Annotated in this window: 16 protein-coding genes and 1 tRNA gene; 7 read left to right on the top strand and 10 right to left on the bottom strand. The window is 56.1% G+C overall.

Features of this window, described 5'->3' with window-relative positions:
• Window positions 1-24 precede the first annotated feature (24 nt).
• The 7 genes from rpmI (at window position 25) to MKI83_RS00175 (ending at window position 4,924) form a co-directional block, all read left to right on the top strand.
• Window positions 25-219 (top strand): 50S ribosomal protein L35, encoded by a 195-nt coding sequence (rpmI, locus tag MKI83_RS00205; RefSeq protein WP_241582612.1) that lies wholly within the window; start codon window positions 25-27, stop codon window positions 217-219.
• Between the two features lie 29 nt (window positions 220-248).
• Entirely contained in the window at window positions 249-605 is a 357-nt protein-coding gene (rplT, locus tag MKI83_RS00200; protein WP_241582611.1) for a 50S ribosomal protein L20, read from the top strand.
• Between the two features lie 93 nt (window positions 606-698).
• Entirely contained in the window at window positions 699-1,715 is a 1,017-nt protein-coding gene (gene pheS / locus MKI83_RS00195) for a phenylalanine--tRNA ligase subunit alpha (protein WP_241582610.1), read from the top strand.
• Between the two features lie 35 nt (window positions 1,716-1,750).
• Window positions 1,751-4,126 carry a phenylalanine--tRNA ligase subunit beta gene (gene pheT / locus MKI83_RS00190; RefSeq protein WP_241582609.1) on the top strand — a complete coding sequence of 792 codons (2,376 nt, stop codon included), beginning with the start codon at window positions 1,751-1,753 and terminating at the stop codon, window positions 4,124-4,126.
• A 3-nt stretch (window positions 4,127-4,129) separates the two neighbouring features.
• Window positions 4,130-4,432, top strand: a complete 303-nt coding sequence (ihfA, locus tag MKI83_RS00185) for an integration host factor subunit alpha (RefSeq protein ID WP_241582608.1) — start codon at window positions 4,130-4,132, stop codon at window positions 4,430-4,432.
• Window positions 4,413-4,769, top strand: coding sequence for a MerR family transcriptional regulator (locus MKI83_RS00180; RefSeq protein ID WP_241582607.1), 357 nt, complete (start codon window positions 4,413-4,415; stop codon window positions 4,767-4,769). The genes ihfA and MKI83_RS00180 overlap by 20 nt, the downstream gene beginning before the upstream one ends.
• A gap of 78 nt (window positions 4,770-4,847) precedes the next feature.
• Window positions 4,848-4,924: transfer RNA gene (locus MKI83_RS00175), tRNA-Pro, on the top strand.
• 805 nt (window positions 4,925-5,729) lie between these two features.
• On the opposite strand, the gene hsdR is transcribed toward MKI83_RS00175, so the two are convergent.
• From hsdR to MKI83_RS00125, 10 genes are all read right to left on the bottom strand, one after another.
• Window positions 5,730-8,105 (bottom strand): EcoAI/FtnUII family type I restriction enzme subunit R, encoded by a 2,376-nt coding sequence (gene hsdR, locus MKI83_RS00170; protein ID WP_241582606.1) that lies wholly within the window; start codon window positions 8,103-8,105, stop codon window positions 5,730-5,732.
• Window positions 8,106-8,107: 2 nt separating this feature from the next.
• A complete protein-coding gene (gene drt4 / locus MKI83_RS00165; RefSeq protein WP_241582605.1) occupies window positions 8,108-9,844 on the bottom strand; it encodes an antiviral reverse transcriptase Drt4 in 1,737 nt (578 codons plus the stop codon).
• A 2-nt stretch (window positions 9,845-9,846) separates the two neighbouring features.
• Complete coding sequence (locus MKI83_RS00160) at window positions 9,847-11,022, bottom strand: restriction endonuclease subunit S (RefSeq protein ID WP_241582604.1); 1,176 nt, start codon at window positions 11,020-11,022, stop codon at window positions 9,847-9,849.
• On the bottom strand, window positions 11,019-12,467 hold the full coding sequence (locus MKI83_RS00155) for a class I SAM-dependent DNA methyltransferase (RefSeq protein WP_241582603.1): 1,449 nt from the start codon (window positions 12,465-12,467) through the stop codon (window positions 11,019-11,021). Before MKI83_RS00155 ends, MKI83_RS00160 begins: the two co-directional genes overlap by 4 nt.
• Window positions 12,468-12,667: 200 nt before the next feature.
• Complete coding sequence (locus MKI83_RS00150; RefSeq protein WP_241582602.1) at window positions 12,668-13,471, bottom strand: hypothetical protein; 804 nt, start codon at window positions 13,469-13,471, stop codon at window positions 12,668-12,670.
• Window positions 13,468-15,144: a DUF3987 domain-containing protein gene (locus MKI83_RS00145; RefSeq protein WP_241582601.1), complete on the bottom strand. Its 1,677-nt coding sequence runs from the start codon at window positions 15,142-15,144 to the stop codon at window positions 13,468-13,470. The genes MKI83_RS00150 and MKI83_RS00145 overlap by 4 nt, the downstream gene beginning before the upstream one ends.
• Window positions 15,141-16,136 carry a toprim domain-containing protein gene (locus MKI83_RS00140; RefSeq protein ID WP_241582600.1) on the bottom strand — a complete coding sequence of 332 codons (996 nt, stop codon included), beginning with the start codon at window positions 16,134-16,136 and terminating at the stop codon, window positions 15,141-15,143. The genes MKI83_RS00145 and MKI83_RS00140 overlap by 4 nt, the downstream gene beginning before the upstream one ends.
• Window positions 16,133-16,372 (bottom strand): hypothetical protein, encoded by a 240-nt coding sequence (locus MKI83_RS00135; protein WP_241582599.1) that lies wholly within the window; start codon window positions 16,370-16,372, stop codon window positions 16,133-16,135. Before MKI83_RS00135 ends, MKI83_RS00140 begins: the two co-directional genes overlap by 4 nt.
• Window positions 16,369-16,524 carry a hypothetical protein gene (locus tag MKI83_RS00130; protein WP_241582598.1) on the bottom strand — a complete coding sequence of 52 codons (156 nt, stop codon included), beginning with the start codon at window positions 16,522-16,524 and terminating at the stop codon, window positions 16,369-16,371. Before MKI83_RS00130 ends, MKI83_RS00135 begins: the two co-directional genes overlap by 4 nt.
• Window positions 16,521-16,748: a helix-turn-helix transcriptional regulator gene (locus tag MKI83_RS00125; protein WP_241582596.1), complete on the bottom strand. Its 228-nt coding sequence runs from the start codon at window positions 16,746-16,748 to the stop codon at window positions 16,521-16,523. Before MKI83_RS00125 ends, MKI83_RS00130 begins: the two co-directional genes overlap by 4 nt.
• Between the last annotated feature and the right edge of the window lie 78 nt (window positions 16,749-16,826).

Raw genomic sequence — 16,826 nt, 5'->3', positions numbered from 1 at the left:
TTTACCCAATGCGGAGTTACGAACATGGCAAAGATGAAAACCAAAAGCGGCGCTGCGAAGCGCTTTAAGAAGACTGCGAACGGCTTCAAGCACAAGCATGCCTTCAAGAGCCACATCCTGACCAAAATGACTACTAAGCGTAAGCGTCAGCTGCGCGGTTGCTCGCAAGTGCACCCGTCAGACGTTGCAAAAGTAGAGCGCATGCTGCGCGTTCGTTAATTCGGTCAAGATTTTAGAGGAAATTACTCATGGCTCGTGTAAAGCGTGGCGTTATCGCTCGTGCCCGTCACAAGAAAATTCTTAAGCTTGCAAAAGGCTACTACGGCGCGCGTTCGCGTGTATTCCGTGTTGCCAAGCAGGCGGTAATCAAGGCAGGCCAGTACGCCTACCGCGACCGCCGTCAGCGGAAGCGTCAGTTCCGCGCCCTGTGGATCGCTCGTATCAACGCTGGTGCTCGTCAGAACGGTCTGTCTTACAGCCGCCTGATCGCTGGCCTGAAGAAAGCGTCCATTGAGATCGACCGTAAGGTATTGGCCGATCTGGCAGTGAACGAAAAAGCGGCTTTTGCTGCGATTGTCGAAAAAGCAAAGGCTACTTTGGCCTAAGCCCTACGACAGTCACCGGATTCGTCTGGGGCAATCGTCATTAATAGGGGAAGGGCCTTGGTCCTTCCCCTATTTCGTATCTGGAGCAAGTACATGGAAAACCTAGATGCGCTGGTCAGCCAAGCCTTGGCAGCCGTGCAAGAAAGCGCTGAGGTCGCTGTCCTAGAGCAACTGCGAGTGCAGTACCTAGGCAAAAAGGGTGAAATCACCCAGTTGATGAAAAGTTTGGGTGGCTTGAGTGCTGAAGAGCGTCCTAAAGCGGGTGCCTTAATCAACGAGGCGCGCGATAAGGTGCAAGTGGCGATGAATGAGCGCCGCGCCATGCTCGACAATGCGGCATTAGCATCGCAATTAGCGGCGGAAAAGGTCGATGTAACCTTGCCGGGCCGTGGTCAGGTCAGCGGTGGCCTGCATCCGGTGACGCGTACGCTTGAGCGTATCGAACAGTTTTTTGCCCATATCGGCTACCAAGTAGCTGAAGGGCCTGAAGTTGAGGATGATTATCACAACTTCGAAGCGCTGAATATCCCAGGTCATCACCCTGCGCGGGCGATGCACGATACCTTTTATTTTAACGCCAATATGTTGTTGCGCACGCATACTTCGCCGGTGCAGGTGCGCACCATGGAGTCGCAAGAGCCGCCGATTCGTATTGTTTGCCCCGGCCGCGTCTACCGTTGTGATTCTGATTTAACCCATACCCCCATGTTCCACCAAGTGGAAGGCCTGTTGATTGATCGCGAAGTCAGCTTTGCTGATCTCAAGGGCACCATCGAAGAGTTCTTGCGCGTGTTCTTTGAAAAAGAGCTCGCGGTACGTTTCCGTCCGTCATTCTTCCCCTTCACTGAGCCTTCGGCGGAAGTGGATATCCAGTGCGTCATGTGTAACGGCAAAGGCTGTCGCGTGTGTAAACAAACGGGCTGGCTGGAAGTAATGGGTTGCGGCATGGTTCACCCTAATGTGTTCCGTGCGTCCAAGATCGATCCTGAGCAGTTCCAAGGCTTCGCCTTTGGTATGGGGGTCGAGCGTTTGGCGATGTTGCGTTATGGCGTCAATGATTTGCGTCTGTTCTTCGACAACGATCTACGGTTTCTCGGCCAGTTCCGCTAGCCGTGTACCCACTTGTGTGAATTGAGGAGAACAGAATGAAATTCAGTGAAAAGTGGCTGCGCAGCTTGGTCGATCCGGCGGCGAGTCGAGACGAGTTAGTCGCACGCTTATCCATGACCGGCCTTGAGGTTGACAGTGTGGCTGCGGCTGCAGGGCAATTTAGTGGCGTTGTGGTGGGTGAAATCGTTGCCGCCGAGCAGCATCCAGACGCAGATAAATTGCGCGTTTGCCGAGTAAGTAACGGCCCAGAAGAGTTTCAAGTGGTCTGCGGCGCGCCCAACGCTCGCGTTGGTATCAAGGTGCCGTTCGCTATGGTCGGCGCTGAGTTGCCAGGTGACTTCAAGATCAAGAAGGCCAAGCTGCGTGGTGTCGAGTCCTTCGGCATGTTGTGTGCCGAGGCTGAGCTGCAGATCAGTGAGGCCAGTGACGGTCTGATGGAGCTGCCACAAGATGCCTCGGTGGGCGCGTGCTTGCGTGAATACTTAAATCTTGATGACGCTATTATCGAGGTTGATCTAACCCCCAATCGCGGCGACTGCTTGTCATTGACCGGATTGGCGCGTGAAGTGGGCGCTAATTACGGCGCTGCGGTGACGCCTGTGACTATCACGGCCATAGCGCCTAGTCATGATGAGGTTCGCTCGGTTGAGCTGTTAGCGCCTGCAGCGTGCCCGCGTTACGTTGGTCGCGTTATCCGTGGTGTGGACTTAACTCGTCCCACGCCGTTATGGATGGTTGAGCGCCTGCGTCGCTCTGATATTCGTTCGATTGATGCGGCAGTGGATATCACTAACTACATCATGCTCGAACTCGGTCAGCCAATGCATGCCTTTGATTTGCAGCAAGTGCGCGGCGGTATTCGTGTGCGTATGGCTGAAGAGGGTGAAAAGCTGACCTTGCTGGATGGCCAAGAGATTGCTCTGCGTAGCGACACACTGGTTATTGCTGACCATGAGCGAGCTCTCGCTATGGCGGGCATCATGGGCGGCGAAGGCAGCGGTGTGTCTGAAAGCAGCTGTGATCTGTTCTTGGAAAGTGCGTTCTTTGATCCGATTGCAGTTGCCGGTAAAGCACGCTCTTATGGTTTGCATACGGACTCATCGCATCGCTTTGAGCGTGGTGTCGATTGGCGCTTGCAGCGTGATGCGATTGAGCGCGCGACGGAGCTCTTGTTGGCTATCGTCGGAGGTGAAGCTGGCCCCGTTATCGAGGCAGTAGAGCCTGCGCAATTGCCCGTGGCGGCAAAAATTTTACTTCGCCCGCAGCGTATCAGTCAGATGCTGGGGATGCAGCTAGAGGCCAGCCAGATCGAGGCCTACCTGTTAGGCTTGGGGCTGACTGTTGAAGCTGTTGCTGAGGGCTGGCAGGTTGAGGTGCCATCGCATCGCTTTGATTTGACGTTAGAAATCGATCTGATCGAAGAGCTTGCGCGTTTGTATGGCTACAACCGTTTGCCGGTCAATTACCCGCAAGCACGCTTGGCGCCACAAGCCAAAGCAGAAGCGCGCGCCGAGTTGCCGGTTTTGCGTCGCTTGCTGGTGGCGCGGGGTTATCAAGAGGCAATCACTTATAGCTTTATTGATCCCAAATGGTTTGCAGCTTTCCATCCCGAGCAAAAGCCTCTGACACTGGCTAATCCGATCTCGGCAGATATGTCGGCCATGCGCGCTTCGCTATGGCCGGGCTTGGTGAAAGCCTTGCAACACAACTTAAACCGTCAACAAAACCGCATTCGTCTGTTTGAAAGTGGTTTGCGCTTTGTTGGGCAGTTACCAGAGCTGCAGCAAGAATCAATGCTCGCTGGCGTACTTTGTGGCCCGCGTTTGCCTGAATCCTGGGCTCACGGGCGTGAGTCGGTTGACTTCTTCGATGTTAAAGCCGATGTCGAGGCGTTGCTGGCACAGGCGGGGGCGGGTGCAACGTTTGAGTTTGTGCCAGCTGAGCATTCATCGCTGCATCCGGGGCAATGTGCGCGCATCGAACGGCATGGCGAAGAGATTGGCTATATCGGCAAGTTGCATCCGCAACTGGCTAAGTCGCTGGATATTGACGTGCCGGTGTATGTTTTTGAGTTGCGTTTGCAAGCGATGGCAGCAGGGCAGTTGCCTGCGTTTGCCGAGTTATCGCGCTTCCCCGAAGTGCGTCGTGACTTGGCATTGGTGGTCAATCAGGCCGTTTGTGCTGGGGCAGTGCTAAAAACGATTCGTGAGCAAGCCGGTGAACATCTGACAGACCTCAGGTTATTTGATGTCTATCACGGCAAGGGTATTGATCCAGAAGGAAAAAGCCTTGCCGTCGGCTTGACCTGGCAGCATCCATCGCGCACTCTTAATGATGATGAGGTAAGTGATATAACTCAAAAAATCCTTGCCTCCCTAGCAGAAAGGTATCAAGCCACGTTAAGGAAGTAGCCTATGGGGGCTCTGACGAAAGCCGAAATGGCAGAGCGTCTCTTCGAAGAGTTAGGCCTGAACAAACGCGAAGCGAAAGAGCTGGTCGAAATGTTCTTCGAAGAGATTCGTCATGCGTTAGAAGTTAACGAACAAGTCAAACTGTCTGGTTTCGGTAATTTTGACCTGCGCGACAAGCGTCAGCGCCCTGGGCGCAACCCAAAAACAGGGGAGGAAATCCCAATCACAGCGCGTCGTGTTGTGACTTTCCGCCCCGGCCAAAAACTTAAGGCACGAGTCGAAGCATATGCTGGAACCAAGCCATAACGACGAACTGCCTGCGATTCCTGGTAAGCGTTACTTCACCATCGGTGAGGTGAGTGATCTGTGTGCCGTCAAGCCACATGTCCTGCGTTACTGGGAACAAGAGTTTCCGCAGCTAAACCCCGTTAAGCGTCGTGGTAATCGCCGTTATTATCAGCGCCAAGACGTGCTGATGATTCGACAAATTCGTGCTCTTTTGTACGAGCAAGGATTCACCATCGGTGGCGCAAGACAGCGTTTGTCTGGTGATGAAGCTAAAGAAGATACGACACAGTATCGACAATTGATTCGCCAAATGATTGTCGAGCTTGAAGAGCTTTTGTTGGTGCTGCGTAAGTAACTTTTGAGCAAAAAACTATTCACTTATCAGTGGGTTAGTGTATAGTTCACCCGCTTTCCGCGATGCGGCAAGCATCGTCGGGGCGTAGCGCAGCCTGGTAGCGCACTTGCATGGGGTGCAAGGGGTCGAGTGTTCGAATCACTCCGTCCCGACCAAAAAACCCTAGAAAATCCAATCACTTAACGGTGGTTGGATTTTTTTATTGGCGATAGTTTTTTGCGAGCCCGTCACAGGGGTAAACAAAGGGGTAAACAGGTTTTTTATGGGGCCTGCTCGGCGCTTCGGTTTCGCAATGCATGCAATCGGCGATGGGCTAATGCTCGTTGGCCCTGTGCACAGCCTAGAGGCTGATCATAGGAGGGAGGGCAGGTGGTCGCGGTGGATTACGGTCATGGCCTTGCCTCGGTATTGGGAGTCGGCTCCGAAGAGGGACTAAATGTTCTCCTGTGCTCACACAGCCTAGCGTTGGTAGCGCCACAAGTGCTGTGATAACGAACTGCGATCCAAGCGGTTGCTGGAATAGCAATGGTCTTGGCTACAACAGAGGTGCCGCCGCGACTCACATCCCTGCTAATTTTGGCTATGCCTGCCAGCTCGTTGGCGGGAAAGTGATCTGCCCTTGAGGGGCTACCGGCCCTCGCGCGTGCGCGCGTATTTGTCGCATAGACTCCATACGACCGTTCTAAACCCGTCTTAAGAAAGCACGCGTTTCAATGGATACCGAGCTGGATACCAATCCTGGATACTGACGTTCAGCCCGTAACCTTGCCCGCAACCACGCAACGACCTCAAATCGAAGAAAATGCATTTTCCATGTTAACCAGCCTGGTAACCGGCTTCTGTTAACCCGAGGTTTTGGTGCTAACCAAGCCGCTAACCAAGCTCTTCCGTGCGTACCAGCCTGCGTACCACTCTGCTGCGTAGCTGCTGAGTGCAATGGCTAAAGACAAAGAAGCAGGTTCAACCCTGGTACAGGTACTGCTGAAAGCCTACAAACGCTTTCCGGATGCTATCGGGAGTCCCAAGGTCAGCAAACGCATCCGCAATCGCGTTGTTGTACTTGAGCTTCAGTAGTGGCCCCAGCTTAACTTCGTCGAGCTCATCCACTCCGGCGCTGACGTAGTGCGCGAGTACAAAAGTCAAAAATGCCTGTTGCTTGTCGCCAAACTCTTTGCTGATCACAACCTTCGCCCGCTCAGCTCGCTGCTCACGGGTGAGCGGGGTGTCGGCATAGGCAACAAAGGCCAGCACATCGAAGATGTCGCTGTTCTCAGCGTCGATAATCCGCTGCATTTCGGCAAGCTGATCTTTCCCAAACCCTTTTTCCGCGAGCCCGTCCAGCAACTTGCGCCGGGTGTCCGGAGCGCTCCAGAGGGCTCGTAACTCATCCTCGTCCTTGAAGAACTCAGGCAGCTTACCGAATAGCGCTTCCATGAACTGCGCGGCGGACATGGGGGTGCCATCCGGATGCCAGAAACTGGTCGCAGTCATGAATTGAATCTGGCGCTCCTTGCCATCTGCGAGCTTCACCTTCGCCTTTTTCTTACAGGTACAGGGTCGGTTACCGCATTTCTGGCAGGGTTCCTTCGGGCATGTGCAGGGCTGATTACCGCAGGTCGCACAGGGCTGAGGCGGTGTCTTCTCGCAGGTGCAAGGTGTATTGCCGCATTTCTTACAGGCTTCAGGCTCTACCGGCTCGCCATCCCACTCCGGGTCACTGAAGTGGTGATGAGCCTTAACGAAGTCGTAGATCGTGAAGTAGTCCTTGCCGTCGTAAAGCCGGGTGCCACGCCCGATGATCTGCTTGAACTCAATCATCGAATTCACCGGCCTCATCAGCACGATGTTGCGTACGTTACGCGCATCCACGCCGGTCGAGAGTTTCTGAGAGGTGGTCAGAATGGTCGGGATGTTCTTTTCGTTGTCCTGAAAGTCGCGTAGCCATTGCTCGCCCAGCGCACCGTCATGTGCAGTCACCCGCTGGCAGTAGTTGGGATCAGTGCTCTTCTTGATCTGGTTGATCAAGTCGCGTACGGCCAGCGCATGGGTCTGCGTAGCACAAAAGACGATGGTTTTTTCTTTCTGGTCGATCTCGTTCATGAAGATCTCGACGCGCTTCTTCTCGCGCTCCTTGATCTCGATGATCTTGTTGAAATCCTTCTCTTCGTAGCGCTTTCCGGCCTCGATCTCACCCTCCACCACGGTGTCGTCCGAGGTGAATACATAGTCATCCAGCGTGGTAGCGATCTGCTTCAGGCGGAAGGGCGTCAGGAAGCCATCGTTGATGCCATCCTTGAGCGAATAGATGAACACCGGCTCACCGAAGTAGGCATAGGTATCGGCGTTGTCCTTGCGCTTAGGCGTAGCGGTCAGGCCCAACTGCACGGCGGGCGAGAAGTATTCGAGGATGCCGCGCCAGTTGCTTTCGTCGTTAGCACCGCCCCGGTGGCATTCGTCGATGATGATGAAATCGAAGAAATCCGGCGGGTACTCGCCAAAGTACGGCGTATCGCCCTGACCACTCATAAAGGTCTGGAAGATCGTGAAGAAAATGCTGCCGTTCTTCGGCACCTTGCCTTTTTTCTTGATCTCGTCCGGAGCGATGCGAACGAGCGCATCTTCGGGAAAGGCTGAAAAGGCGTTGTAAGCCTGGTCAGCAAGAATATTGCGGTCGGCAAGGAACAGAATGCGCGGTCGGCGTGACGGGTCTGTCTCAGACTTCCAGTCAGTCAAATTCCAGCGACTCTGGAACAGCTTCCATGCCAGCTGGAAAGCAATGAAGGTCTTGCCCGTACCGGTTGCCAGTGTCAGCAGGATGCGCTCTTGCCCTTCAGCCAGCGCAGCCAACACCCGCTCGATAGCGATGTCCTGGTAGTAGCGGCCTTGCCAGTAGCCACCCTTATCTTCAAAGGGCACAGCGGCAAAACGGTCACGCCAGGCATTCTCGGCCGCGAAGGTGGCGTGCCATAACTCTTCAGGCGAAGGGAAGGCAGCCAGCTCACCTTCCTTACCCGTGTGCATATCGATGCTGTAGATACCCTGACCATTGCTGGCGTAGGTAAAGCGAATTGAGAGCTTGCCCGCGTAATCCTTTGCCTGCCCAACACCCTCAGTCAACGGCTTCTGCCAGGCCTTAGCCTCTACCACCGCCAGTTTGGTGTTGCGGTATTCCAACACATAGTCAGCGGTGAGTGCCTTGCCGCGCTTGCCATTGCCCTCGATGCGTCCCAAGGTGATCGGGTACTCGCGGCGAATTCGGCTACCTTCAACCACACCCCAGCCTGCAGCAGCCAGCGCGGGGTCAATATATTCGGCTCTCGTTTCGGCTTCGTTCATGCTTAATCCTTCGCTTCGACCGGATTGGCTGCCATTGCTGCAGGCACAATCTCGCCTTCCATATCGACAACTACCTTTTCTTCAGGCGGTTGCGGCTGCAAGAAAAACTGAAAATTGATGCCTTTCAGATCCGCTAGGAAGCCTTGGCCATTCCCTTTCAGGTCCTTTATTGACCATACCTGATAGATCAGCAGCCACTGCTTGTCCTTTTCTCGCTGATCGGCACTTTTAAGCTCGTTTGCTCTCGCAATGACCGCCTTCTTCACTTTTTGCCGGTCATGTCGCTTGGCGTATTCGAGTAGGAGCACATTGGCTACACAATCATCCAGCGCCACGACCTCGATGAGCTCCTTGTCTTCCAGCCCCAAGGCAAAGTCATATTTGAGAGCGAGGAAAATGGCGTGGGCTAGCGCGTCCGGGTAAAGCTTCCGCAATCCAAGCTGGATCAGAGACGTCGCAAAAACACCGATCATGTTCTTCAGATCGGCATGCCAGTATGGAGTAAAGACATACTCGTCCAGGATTGGAACAAGATACGGATAGGCCAGAGCTAGGTTAATGGCCTCTTGCGCATACATCCGTTTAGCTCGCAAGCTGAGCTTACGGGGTTGTGGATCGACTATGTCGCTTGACTGGCTATGCACATGCGACTTGGCCAACACCTTGATTGCATAGTTCAGCGGGGTCGATTTACCGATGGACTGGGCACAGGTCAGAGCACGGTCAAGGAACGAGCGGATATCAGTGAACTTGAGTTCCTGATCCCTCGGCAAAGGGTGCCGATTCAACACAAGTACCCAATTCGCCTCACTCGGACAGGGCAGGGGCAGGATCTTGGTTTTCTTTTCGTTTAAGGATATTTCGTAGGCGCGGAGAGCCATGCCTAGGTCTTTTATGAAGCGCTCAGCCTCTTCGAAACTAGCAGCATAAAAGCGGTAGTCATCCACGTGCCGCTTGACCTTGCTGTGGCCTTTCGCCTGAAGGTCCGTATCGATCTGCGTCAGGATGATTTCAGAGATGATGTTCGAGGCATGCGGACCGATCAGCAGCCCATTCGTCTGGCGATCACGGGTGTTCTGCGTGCATTTGTCCAACAGGTTGCCAGCCAACCCTGTAAGGCTGCTGCTCTTCTTAGCCTCTGTTTTGCCATGCAGCGCCCATGGAATAGAGTGCGTATAGATGCTTGGGAAGCAAGTGGCAATGTCAGCCTCGACCACAAACTGCGCACCCGACATCCACCTCTGCTCATCCTCTTCAAAGCGATAGCGCTCGTTACCCTTGTAGTTCATCTCGAAAATGCGGCCATCACCGATGTGCCGAACATGAATGCGACTGATCGCCGGCTGAGGCTGATTGCAATGGGTAGCGATGGTTTCCCAGTGTTTTGTAATCGCAAGCGTCTGAACGGCATAAGCCTCGGGATGCGGCACGCCCATGTGCCTTGGGACATTACTGTCACGCAAGGCGTCGTAACGCATATAGTCATGGGCGCATTTATCGAGGGAAGCTTTTAGCTTTGAGTCGTCAGCCTCATTCAGCATCTCCCCCATTTTTTCAGCAACGAAGTCGGCCAGTCCTTGGCTTGTAAAGCATGGAGGGATTTTCTCCGCGAACAGACCATGATCTAGCAAACCAATGAAAACATCGAAAGGACTCAACTGTTCCTTGGTCGAGTAGTACCAGTCGATCTCTAGGTCAGCAAGCAAATCATCAACGTTATTGGTTTCAGCAGCATCCATGCTTAATTTCCTAATAGTTGTCCGCTGAAAGCCTGATGCAGCAGGGATTGCTTTAGCTCGTCCAGTGCTTCGAGCTTGCGCTGGTAGAGGGCTTCGAGACGTTGGGCTTCTTGTTGTACTGCCTCAAGCTGTTCAACCAGCGCAACCTGATTGCTTGTATCTGGAAATGGGATCACCAAGCGAGAAAGCGTACCCTGATTCAAATTTTTGATATTTGCACCGTTCCCGCCATCAATCATTTCCCTGCGAGCCTTGTTAGATTTCAGGAAGTGACAAAGGTACTGCGGGACGACGTCTTGCGTGTGCAAACGTGCACGGATGGTGAAACCAGAGTAAGTAATCCTTTCGGAAACAGCTCCGATCAGCAGGCAGCGGCCAATCAGCTCAGGGTTTCCATTTGATCTTACAAATAGCAAGTCATTCTCTTCGAGCGTGTCGGAGTCTGAAAGCATGCCGTCAGGAATAACTGTCTCAAGCTCGTTCAATGGAGCCCAAAAGTTGTTCTGGAAATTCTTCACTCCCAGAATTCTGATCGATTGACCACGGCTTGATTTGGTGAAGTTAATTCCATTCCGGAATGTTGCCAGCTCACCAAATGGCATCTCCACCCACCCCTCACCTCGCTGGCTGAAGACTGACTGGAGGTGGCTTTCGAACAGGGCTCGGGCGTTCTGGCGGTTTTGCTCGGCAGCGGCGCGGGCATTGGCGATGCCGGCAAAGGCTTCGTCGAGAATGGCGACGATGCGTTGTTGTTCGGGGAGGGGTGGTAGCGGTATGTCTTTATATAGCTTTCGAATGGTACTTGGATGCGCTTTCAAGACCCAATCAAAAGCAATTTCTGCATGGCGAATCGTGAGAGCGTAATACAGATAGCGGTAGCTAAGAACTGACGTGTCCAAAATCCGCATTGTCCCGCCAACATTCGTTACCGAGAACTTGTGATGAGGACGGTGGAACAGTCTTCCTCCACCGTCAACCGACCATGTGATGAGCTCTTCATTGAACATGAATTTTCCGTACTCACCGAACTTGCCGTCATTTTCTTTTGCTGACGAGTAGACTGGGTAGGTGCCTGGGCATGCAGCTATATCTTTCTTGGAAATGATGTTGCCACGCCCAAGCTCAATCAAGCCGCAGTCAATTAACTCATCCAGGGATTTCACCGGGACTGCCTTCATAGCATCGCCCTGATATTCGCCAACACCTCGACGCTCTCGGCATCGAGCGCGGCGATTTCGTCCAAGATGTCTTGCGGGCTGCGGTGGGTGATTTCCTCACCACCATTTGGGTTCTTGACCGAAAGGTCGTAGCTCGCGGCGTCGATGCTGGCTGCGTCCACGCTCCAACTCTTGTCCGAGTCGGCAAAGGTTTTCTGCAGCTCGATAAATTCCAGCAAATCTGCATCGTTGAGTGGGTTGGTCTTACCCATATTGCGGCCGGGGTCGAGCTTGTAGTACCAGACCTTGCGGGTAGGCGAGCCTTTCTCAAAGAACAGCACAACGGTTTTTACGCCTGCGCCCTGAAAGGTGCCGCCAGGGCAATCGAGGACAGTGTGAAGATTGCAGCTTTCCAGTAGAAGCTTTCTCAAGCTGGCCGCGTCACCATTGCTGAGGAAGGTGTTCTTGATGACGATGGCCGCACGGCCACCTGCCTTGAGCATCTTGATGAAGTGCTGCAGGAACAGGAAGGCGGTCTCTCCCGTGCGAATCGGGAAGTTCTGCTGCACCTCGGGCCGCTCTTTTCCGCCGAAGGGAGGGTTGGCGAGGATCACATCGAAACGGTCTTTCTCCTGCACGTCAGCGAGGTTTTCGGTCAGGGTGTTGGTGTGCTGGATATTGGGCGCTTCGATGCCGTGCAGGATCATGTTCATGATCGCGATCACATAGGCGAGGCTTTTCTTTTCCTTGCCGTAGAAGGTACGCGTCTGCAGGGTTTCGAGGTCTTTCGTGCTCAGATTGGGGGTGGCACGGAGGAAGTCGTGCGCTTCGCACAGGAAGCCTGCCGAGCCACAGGCGCCATCGTAGATACGCTCACCAATCTTCGGCGCAGTCACCTGGATCATGGCGCGGATCAGCGGGCGCGGGGTGTAGTACTCACCGCCGTTGCGCCCGGCGTTGCCCATGCGCTTGATTTTTTCTTCGTAGAGCGCCGAAAGCTCATGCTTCTCAACCTGTGAGCCAAAGCGCAGCTCATCGACGTGATCGATGATGTCGCGCAGCGTATAGCCGCTGCGGATCTTGTTTTTGATCTCACCGAAGATTTCGCCGATCTTGTATTCGATGGTGTCCGGCCCCGCTGCGCGCTGCTTAAAGCCATGCAGATAGGGGAAGAGCTTGCGATCCACAAAATCGATCAGATCGTCGCCCGTCAGTGCGCTGTTGTGGTCGAGTTGGCCATTCGCGTCCTTGGGCGCGGCCCAGGCACTCCAGCGGTAGGCGGGATCCAGAATGTAGTAGTAGTACCTACCCTCAAGCGCGGCCTCGTTGGCCTTGTCCTGCTCAAGCCCATCGAGGTACTTGAGGAAAAGCAGCCAGGAGGTTTGCTCGGTGTAATCGAGCTCGGTGGTACAGCCACTCTCTTTCCAGAGGGCGTCGTCGATATTCTTGAAGGCTTGTTCAAACATTAACTGTCAGCATCCTGGCAATGTTGCGCGGGGCAAAACCGGTAATCTACCCGCTAACGTCTGAACATCAAAACTCGAACTGCCTGATCAATCCGCATCAATCCGCTGGCCCAGAGCCAAAGCCGGGCAGCTGCTGTCAGTGTGTTCCATGGTTTTGGAGGGTGTTTCACCCTCACGCAAAGTCACTTTTGGATTTTCGGTTATTCGACCATATTCTGTGCGGAAACGTCGTTGTAGTTCTGGCGCAGGTCGCTGCCGATGGGGCAGTAGCGCTTGGCCTGCGCATAACAGGCACGGCAAACCATCAGGTGGTTGATGTAGTAATCCCTTGCTTCACGCCATGCGGGTGTTGCCGTAGCAGCGGTGTGGGTGAAGCGTTGCTCCTCGGGCTTTTCCTCGACGATGTGCTCAGCCAGTTGCTCGACCGGACGCGGACGGTTGATCCATGCCGGGCTGTTCAGGAGCGTCTTAGCCACTTGGGCCGCATCGCTGCCAGCCAGCTCGACAAGATCGTGCTGTTCCAGATGCCGGCCAGCCAGCAGCTCGGCCGGCCTGGCGCCGAGCAAGCGGGCGACACGGGCCAGCCAGGCGCCCGACGGCGGCGGCAGAGCTGCCGGCGAAGCGAGAGTGCCGGCCAGCGCCTTGGCGATCTCTTCCTCGGTCAGCGGTCGCTCGTAGCCTGAAACAGCCACCACGTCTTGCAGATGGTCACCGAACCGAAGTCGGGCCTCCTTATCGACAAGTACGGTGGCCTGTTCGCCGCAACGCTGAATCACACTGCCATCGTCCAGCACCAGCAAATGAAGCCAGATGGTTTTATGCGGATCGTTGGTGGCGCCCAGTTCGGTCAATCGCTCGACCAACTCGGCCTTGTTCGCAGTCAGGTCAGCAAGCAGATCGGCAGACGGCTCCCGCTTTGCCCGCAACAGCAGCCGCCCATCACGTCCAACCTGCATCTCGACACCGGCGTCGGTCGCGCGGCGGATCAATTCGGCGGCGCTCATAGCGCCACCTGCCAATGCTCTTCGGCATCTGCGAGCGGATGCGGATGCTGCGGATTCTGCGGAAAGCCGCGTGATTGCTGAGTTTCAGCTTGCTGAAGTTCTGCGGAAGTTTGCGGAGACGCTGCGGATGCCAGGCTCTCGGCGGGGATGACTCGCTTTGGGGCCGCAACTTTCCGCAAAGCCTCCGCAACCGCAAGTCCGCGTGATTGCTGGCTTTCCGCAGAATCCGCAGGTTCCGCAAGAAGGTTGAGTCTGAATTGCTTGCCGTCGCTGGTCAGCAGGTGGTTATACCGAATCAGAATGGCGAGCACCCTGTCGCGAACCTTGGCCGAACGCATCGCGGCCGGCCCCGACTTGCCCAGATCATTGACGTGGAACTCTTGCCATTTCTCTATGCGTTTTGGATCGCGCAGCCAGTTCATCAGGTCGGCAGCTTTTTGCAGATCAGGATTAACCGCGCCAGCATCGGTATAGCGCAGCCACTCCGACAGCGAGTAGCGCACCAGCATGCAGGCCCGGCGCATACAGTCGTCGTCGATTTGCTCGATACCCTCGAAGCATCCCAGCACGGTAGCCAGGCGCAGCGCCTGCTCGGCTCCGCGGTTGGCAAACGGCTTGATTCCCGCAAACTTCCCGAGCAGCCCGAGGTGGCTTTCGATCTCGTTGCGAAAGTCCACCCAAACCTCAACCGCCTTAGCATCGAGCTGCAGCACCGGCGGCCTGACTTCACCTGTTTCCAGGTCGATATGCTCGGGGCTGGCGGCGATCTCTTGGCAGCGCCCCCAATAGCGTTGCAGGCGTGAATCAGCGTAGGAGCTACGCTTCAGTGCCTCGACAGTGGTGAAACGTTGCCCGGCCAAACTATCCGGCGCAGCCAGTAGAAACCGCGCAAGAAAGCCTTGGCCTGCCATCAGAGGGTTACTTAGCGCCTCGGCGACCGTTACCGGCTGTGCCAGCAGGTGAATGCTCAGGCGGCGGTTGTAGGCCACGCCCGAGCCTTCCAGGTTGCCCTTGGAACGGGTGCGCTCGAAGCGTCCATCATCGAAACCCTTGGTCAGCCCGCCCAGGGTCGCGGCCACGGTGTCCGCCTTCAGCGATGAACCACCAAGCATTTGCCCGCCTTCATCCGTGTCCCAGCTCGCCGCCGGCTTACCCCGGATAAACTCGCCGGCTAACGGCTCAAAGGTCGCATCACTGAACTGGGTTTGCGGATCAGGCGGCAGCGGATTTGCGGCGAGGAACTCCGTACGTGCCTTACCCTTCAGGCCGGCGGCCATAGCCTCGATATCTGCGCTGACCTGGCGGTAGCGGGTACGGGCCTCCTTTTCCGCCTCGTCGATTGTTTTGAAGGCCAGTTTTCTCGCGCTCGATTTACCTTCTCCGCTGCCGAACAAAGACAATGAAAACAGTGAGCAGGGCGATCCTCCGGGCTTACCCTTTGGGTGCCAGGCGTTGACACGGGTCTGCGCGAGGTGGGTGGTAGCCCCGATAACACACTGCCCTGCAATGGCGGCGGGAACCAGCTCGTGCTCGACAATCGCCTCGACCGCTTCACGCATTACATGAGGCAGTGCATCAACCGGGTAGGGTGTCGGTGGTGTGGTATCCGGCAGCAGCGGTTGAGGCGCCAGCCCACTCGGGATCTGAACATCTGTCATCAGCGGCGCACTCATACCCCGCCCTCCAGCCACGCGGCCAGATCATTGAAGTCGCTCAAACTCTGCGGCGCATCCTCCGGCCAGGCCGGCAGGACGTACCCGCAACCGAGCCGGCCAGCCGCATGGATCGCCGCCAGCTTGCCCGCATTGGGTTTGCCCTCGGCTTCCTTGGCGCGGTCATCGTCGCCAGCGATGACCAGCACCGCATCGGGATAGCGGTGCTTCAGCTCCTCGCCGACCGCCAGCAGATTGCCGGCGCTCAGTGCTACGGCTACTGGCTTGCCGGTCTGCTCATGCAGGCTGGCAGCGGTGGCGATGCCCTCGACGATCAGCAGCTCGACGCCGGCCTCGATACGTCCGAACGGGCAATAGCAGCCGGTGATCCTGCCGCCAGGCAAGAAACGCTTGGAGCCATCGGCGGCGATGCGCTGCAGGTTCACCACTTCCCCGCGCCAGCAAATCGGGGCGAGCAGCATGTCGCCGAGCTGGCGCAGGTGGTGCGGCTTGATGCGCTTGCGGCTCAGGTACGGGTGGTCGGGATCAGGCGCGTCAGCAAGGGCGAAATCACAACGTGCTCGGGCGGCTGCACGATCCCACCCGGCCTGGCGCTCTGCATCGGCTTTGCGCTGGCGCTGTTCACGCTGGCGGGCGATGCGCTGGCGCTCGACTTCCTCGGCGAGCAGGTCGGGCTTAGAACGCTCGCCGCCGCACGGAAGTCCGAGCTGCTGGGCAATTATGCGGGCGGCATCCATTTGCCGGCAGCCGCGAAGGTAGGCCATCAGCGATACAAGGTCGCCGCCTTTATCGCCGCTGGCGAAGTCGTGCCAGGTGCCGGTGCTCGTGTTGATGCTGAAGCTGCCCGGTCGACGGTCGCCGCGTACCGGATTGGTCGGCCAGTACTCCACACCCTTGCGGGTGCCATCCGGCAGCCAGTCGGCGAGCAGCGTGTCGGCCTGCGGCAAGGCGGCATCGGCGATGCGCTGAATCTCGAAGTGAAAGGGCTTCATTGCAGTTCCTCCGGCGCGTCGTGGATCGGCAGGCGTGCGCCGTTGATGCACTGGCGCAGCGATTCACGACTCAGGCCCTTGGCTTGCAGTATCGTCGCCAGACTCAGGCAACAGGCCATGGCAACCACCTCGCTCGGAGTACTACTGGCGCGGGCATAGCCGATGATGTGAGGCAGCAGTTCGTCCAGAATGAAGGCTTCGTGATCCTCAATCCGGTGTTTGGCGTAGGTAGTCATGCCAGCACCTCCGCCAGCCAGACACAGCCGAACACAGTAAGCGCGATCAGCAGGCCGAAGGTGCAATCGAGTGCGAACGTGTGCAGTACGGAACTGATAGACTCGGCCTTGCGCGGGCGGCTTTGTTCTACGGGACGGGTCGCCTTTTTCATGCGCGCCCCTCCAGACGATCAGTCACCCACTGCTCGACCTCCAGCGAGTCCCAGCCGACAGCACGGGCGCCGATTTTTCGGGCCTTCGGGAATTCGCCCTTGCTCATCAATTCGTAAATCCAGGCGCGACCGAAGCCGGTCGCGTCCATGACTTGTTGCAGCCGGTAGATACGGCGATCTGGGCGGGTAAAGCGTTTGGGCGGGTGGGTAGTGATGACAGGCATAGCCAAATCTCCTTTGCGCTCGCTGGCGCTTAGCGGATGAAGTGGCCGAAACTTATCTAGCAGGGCAGGGCGGGAAAA

The sequence above is a fragment of the Atopomonas sediminilitoris genome (genome assembly GCF_022601735.1).
GTDB classification, from domain to species: Bacteria; Pseudomonadota; Gammaproteobacteria; order Pseudomonadales; family Pseudomonadaceae; genus Atopomonas; species Atopomonas sediminilitoris.
Note: the sequence above shows the minus strand (reverse complement) of the source record. Positions and strands in the feature narration are given on the sequence as shown.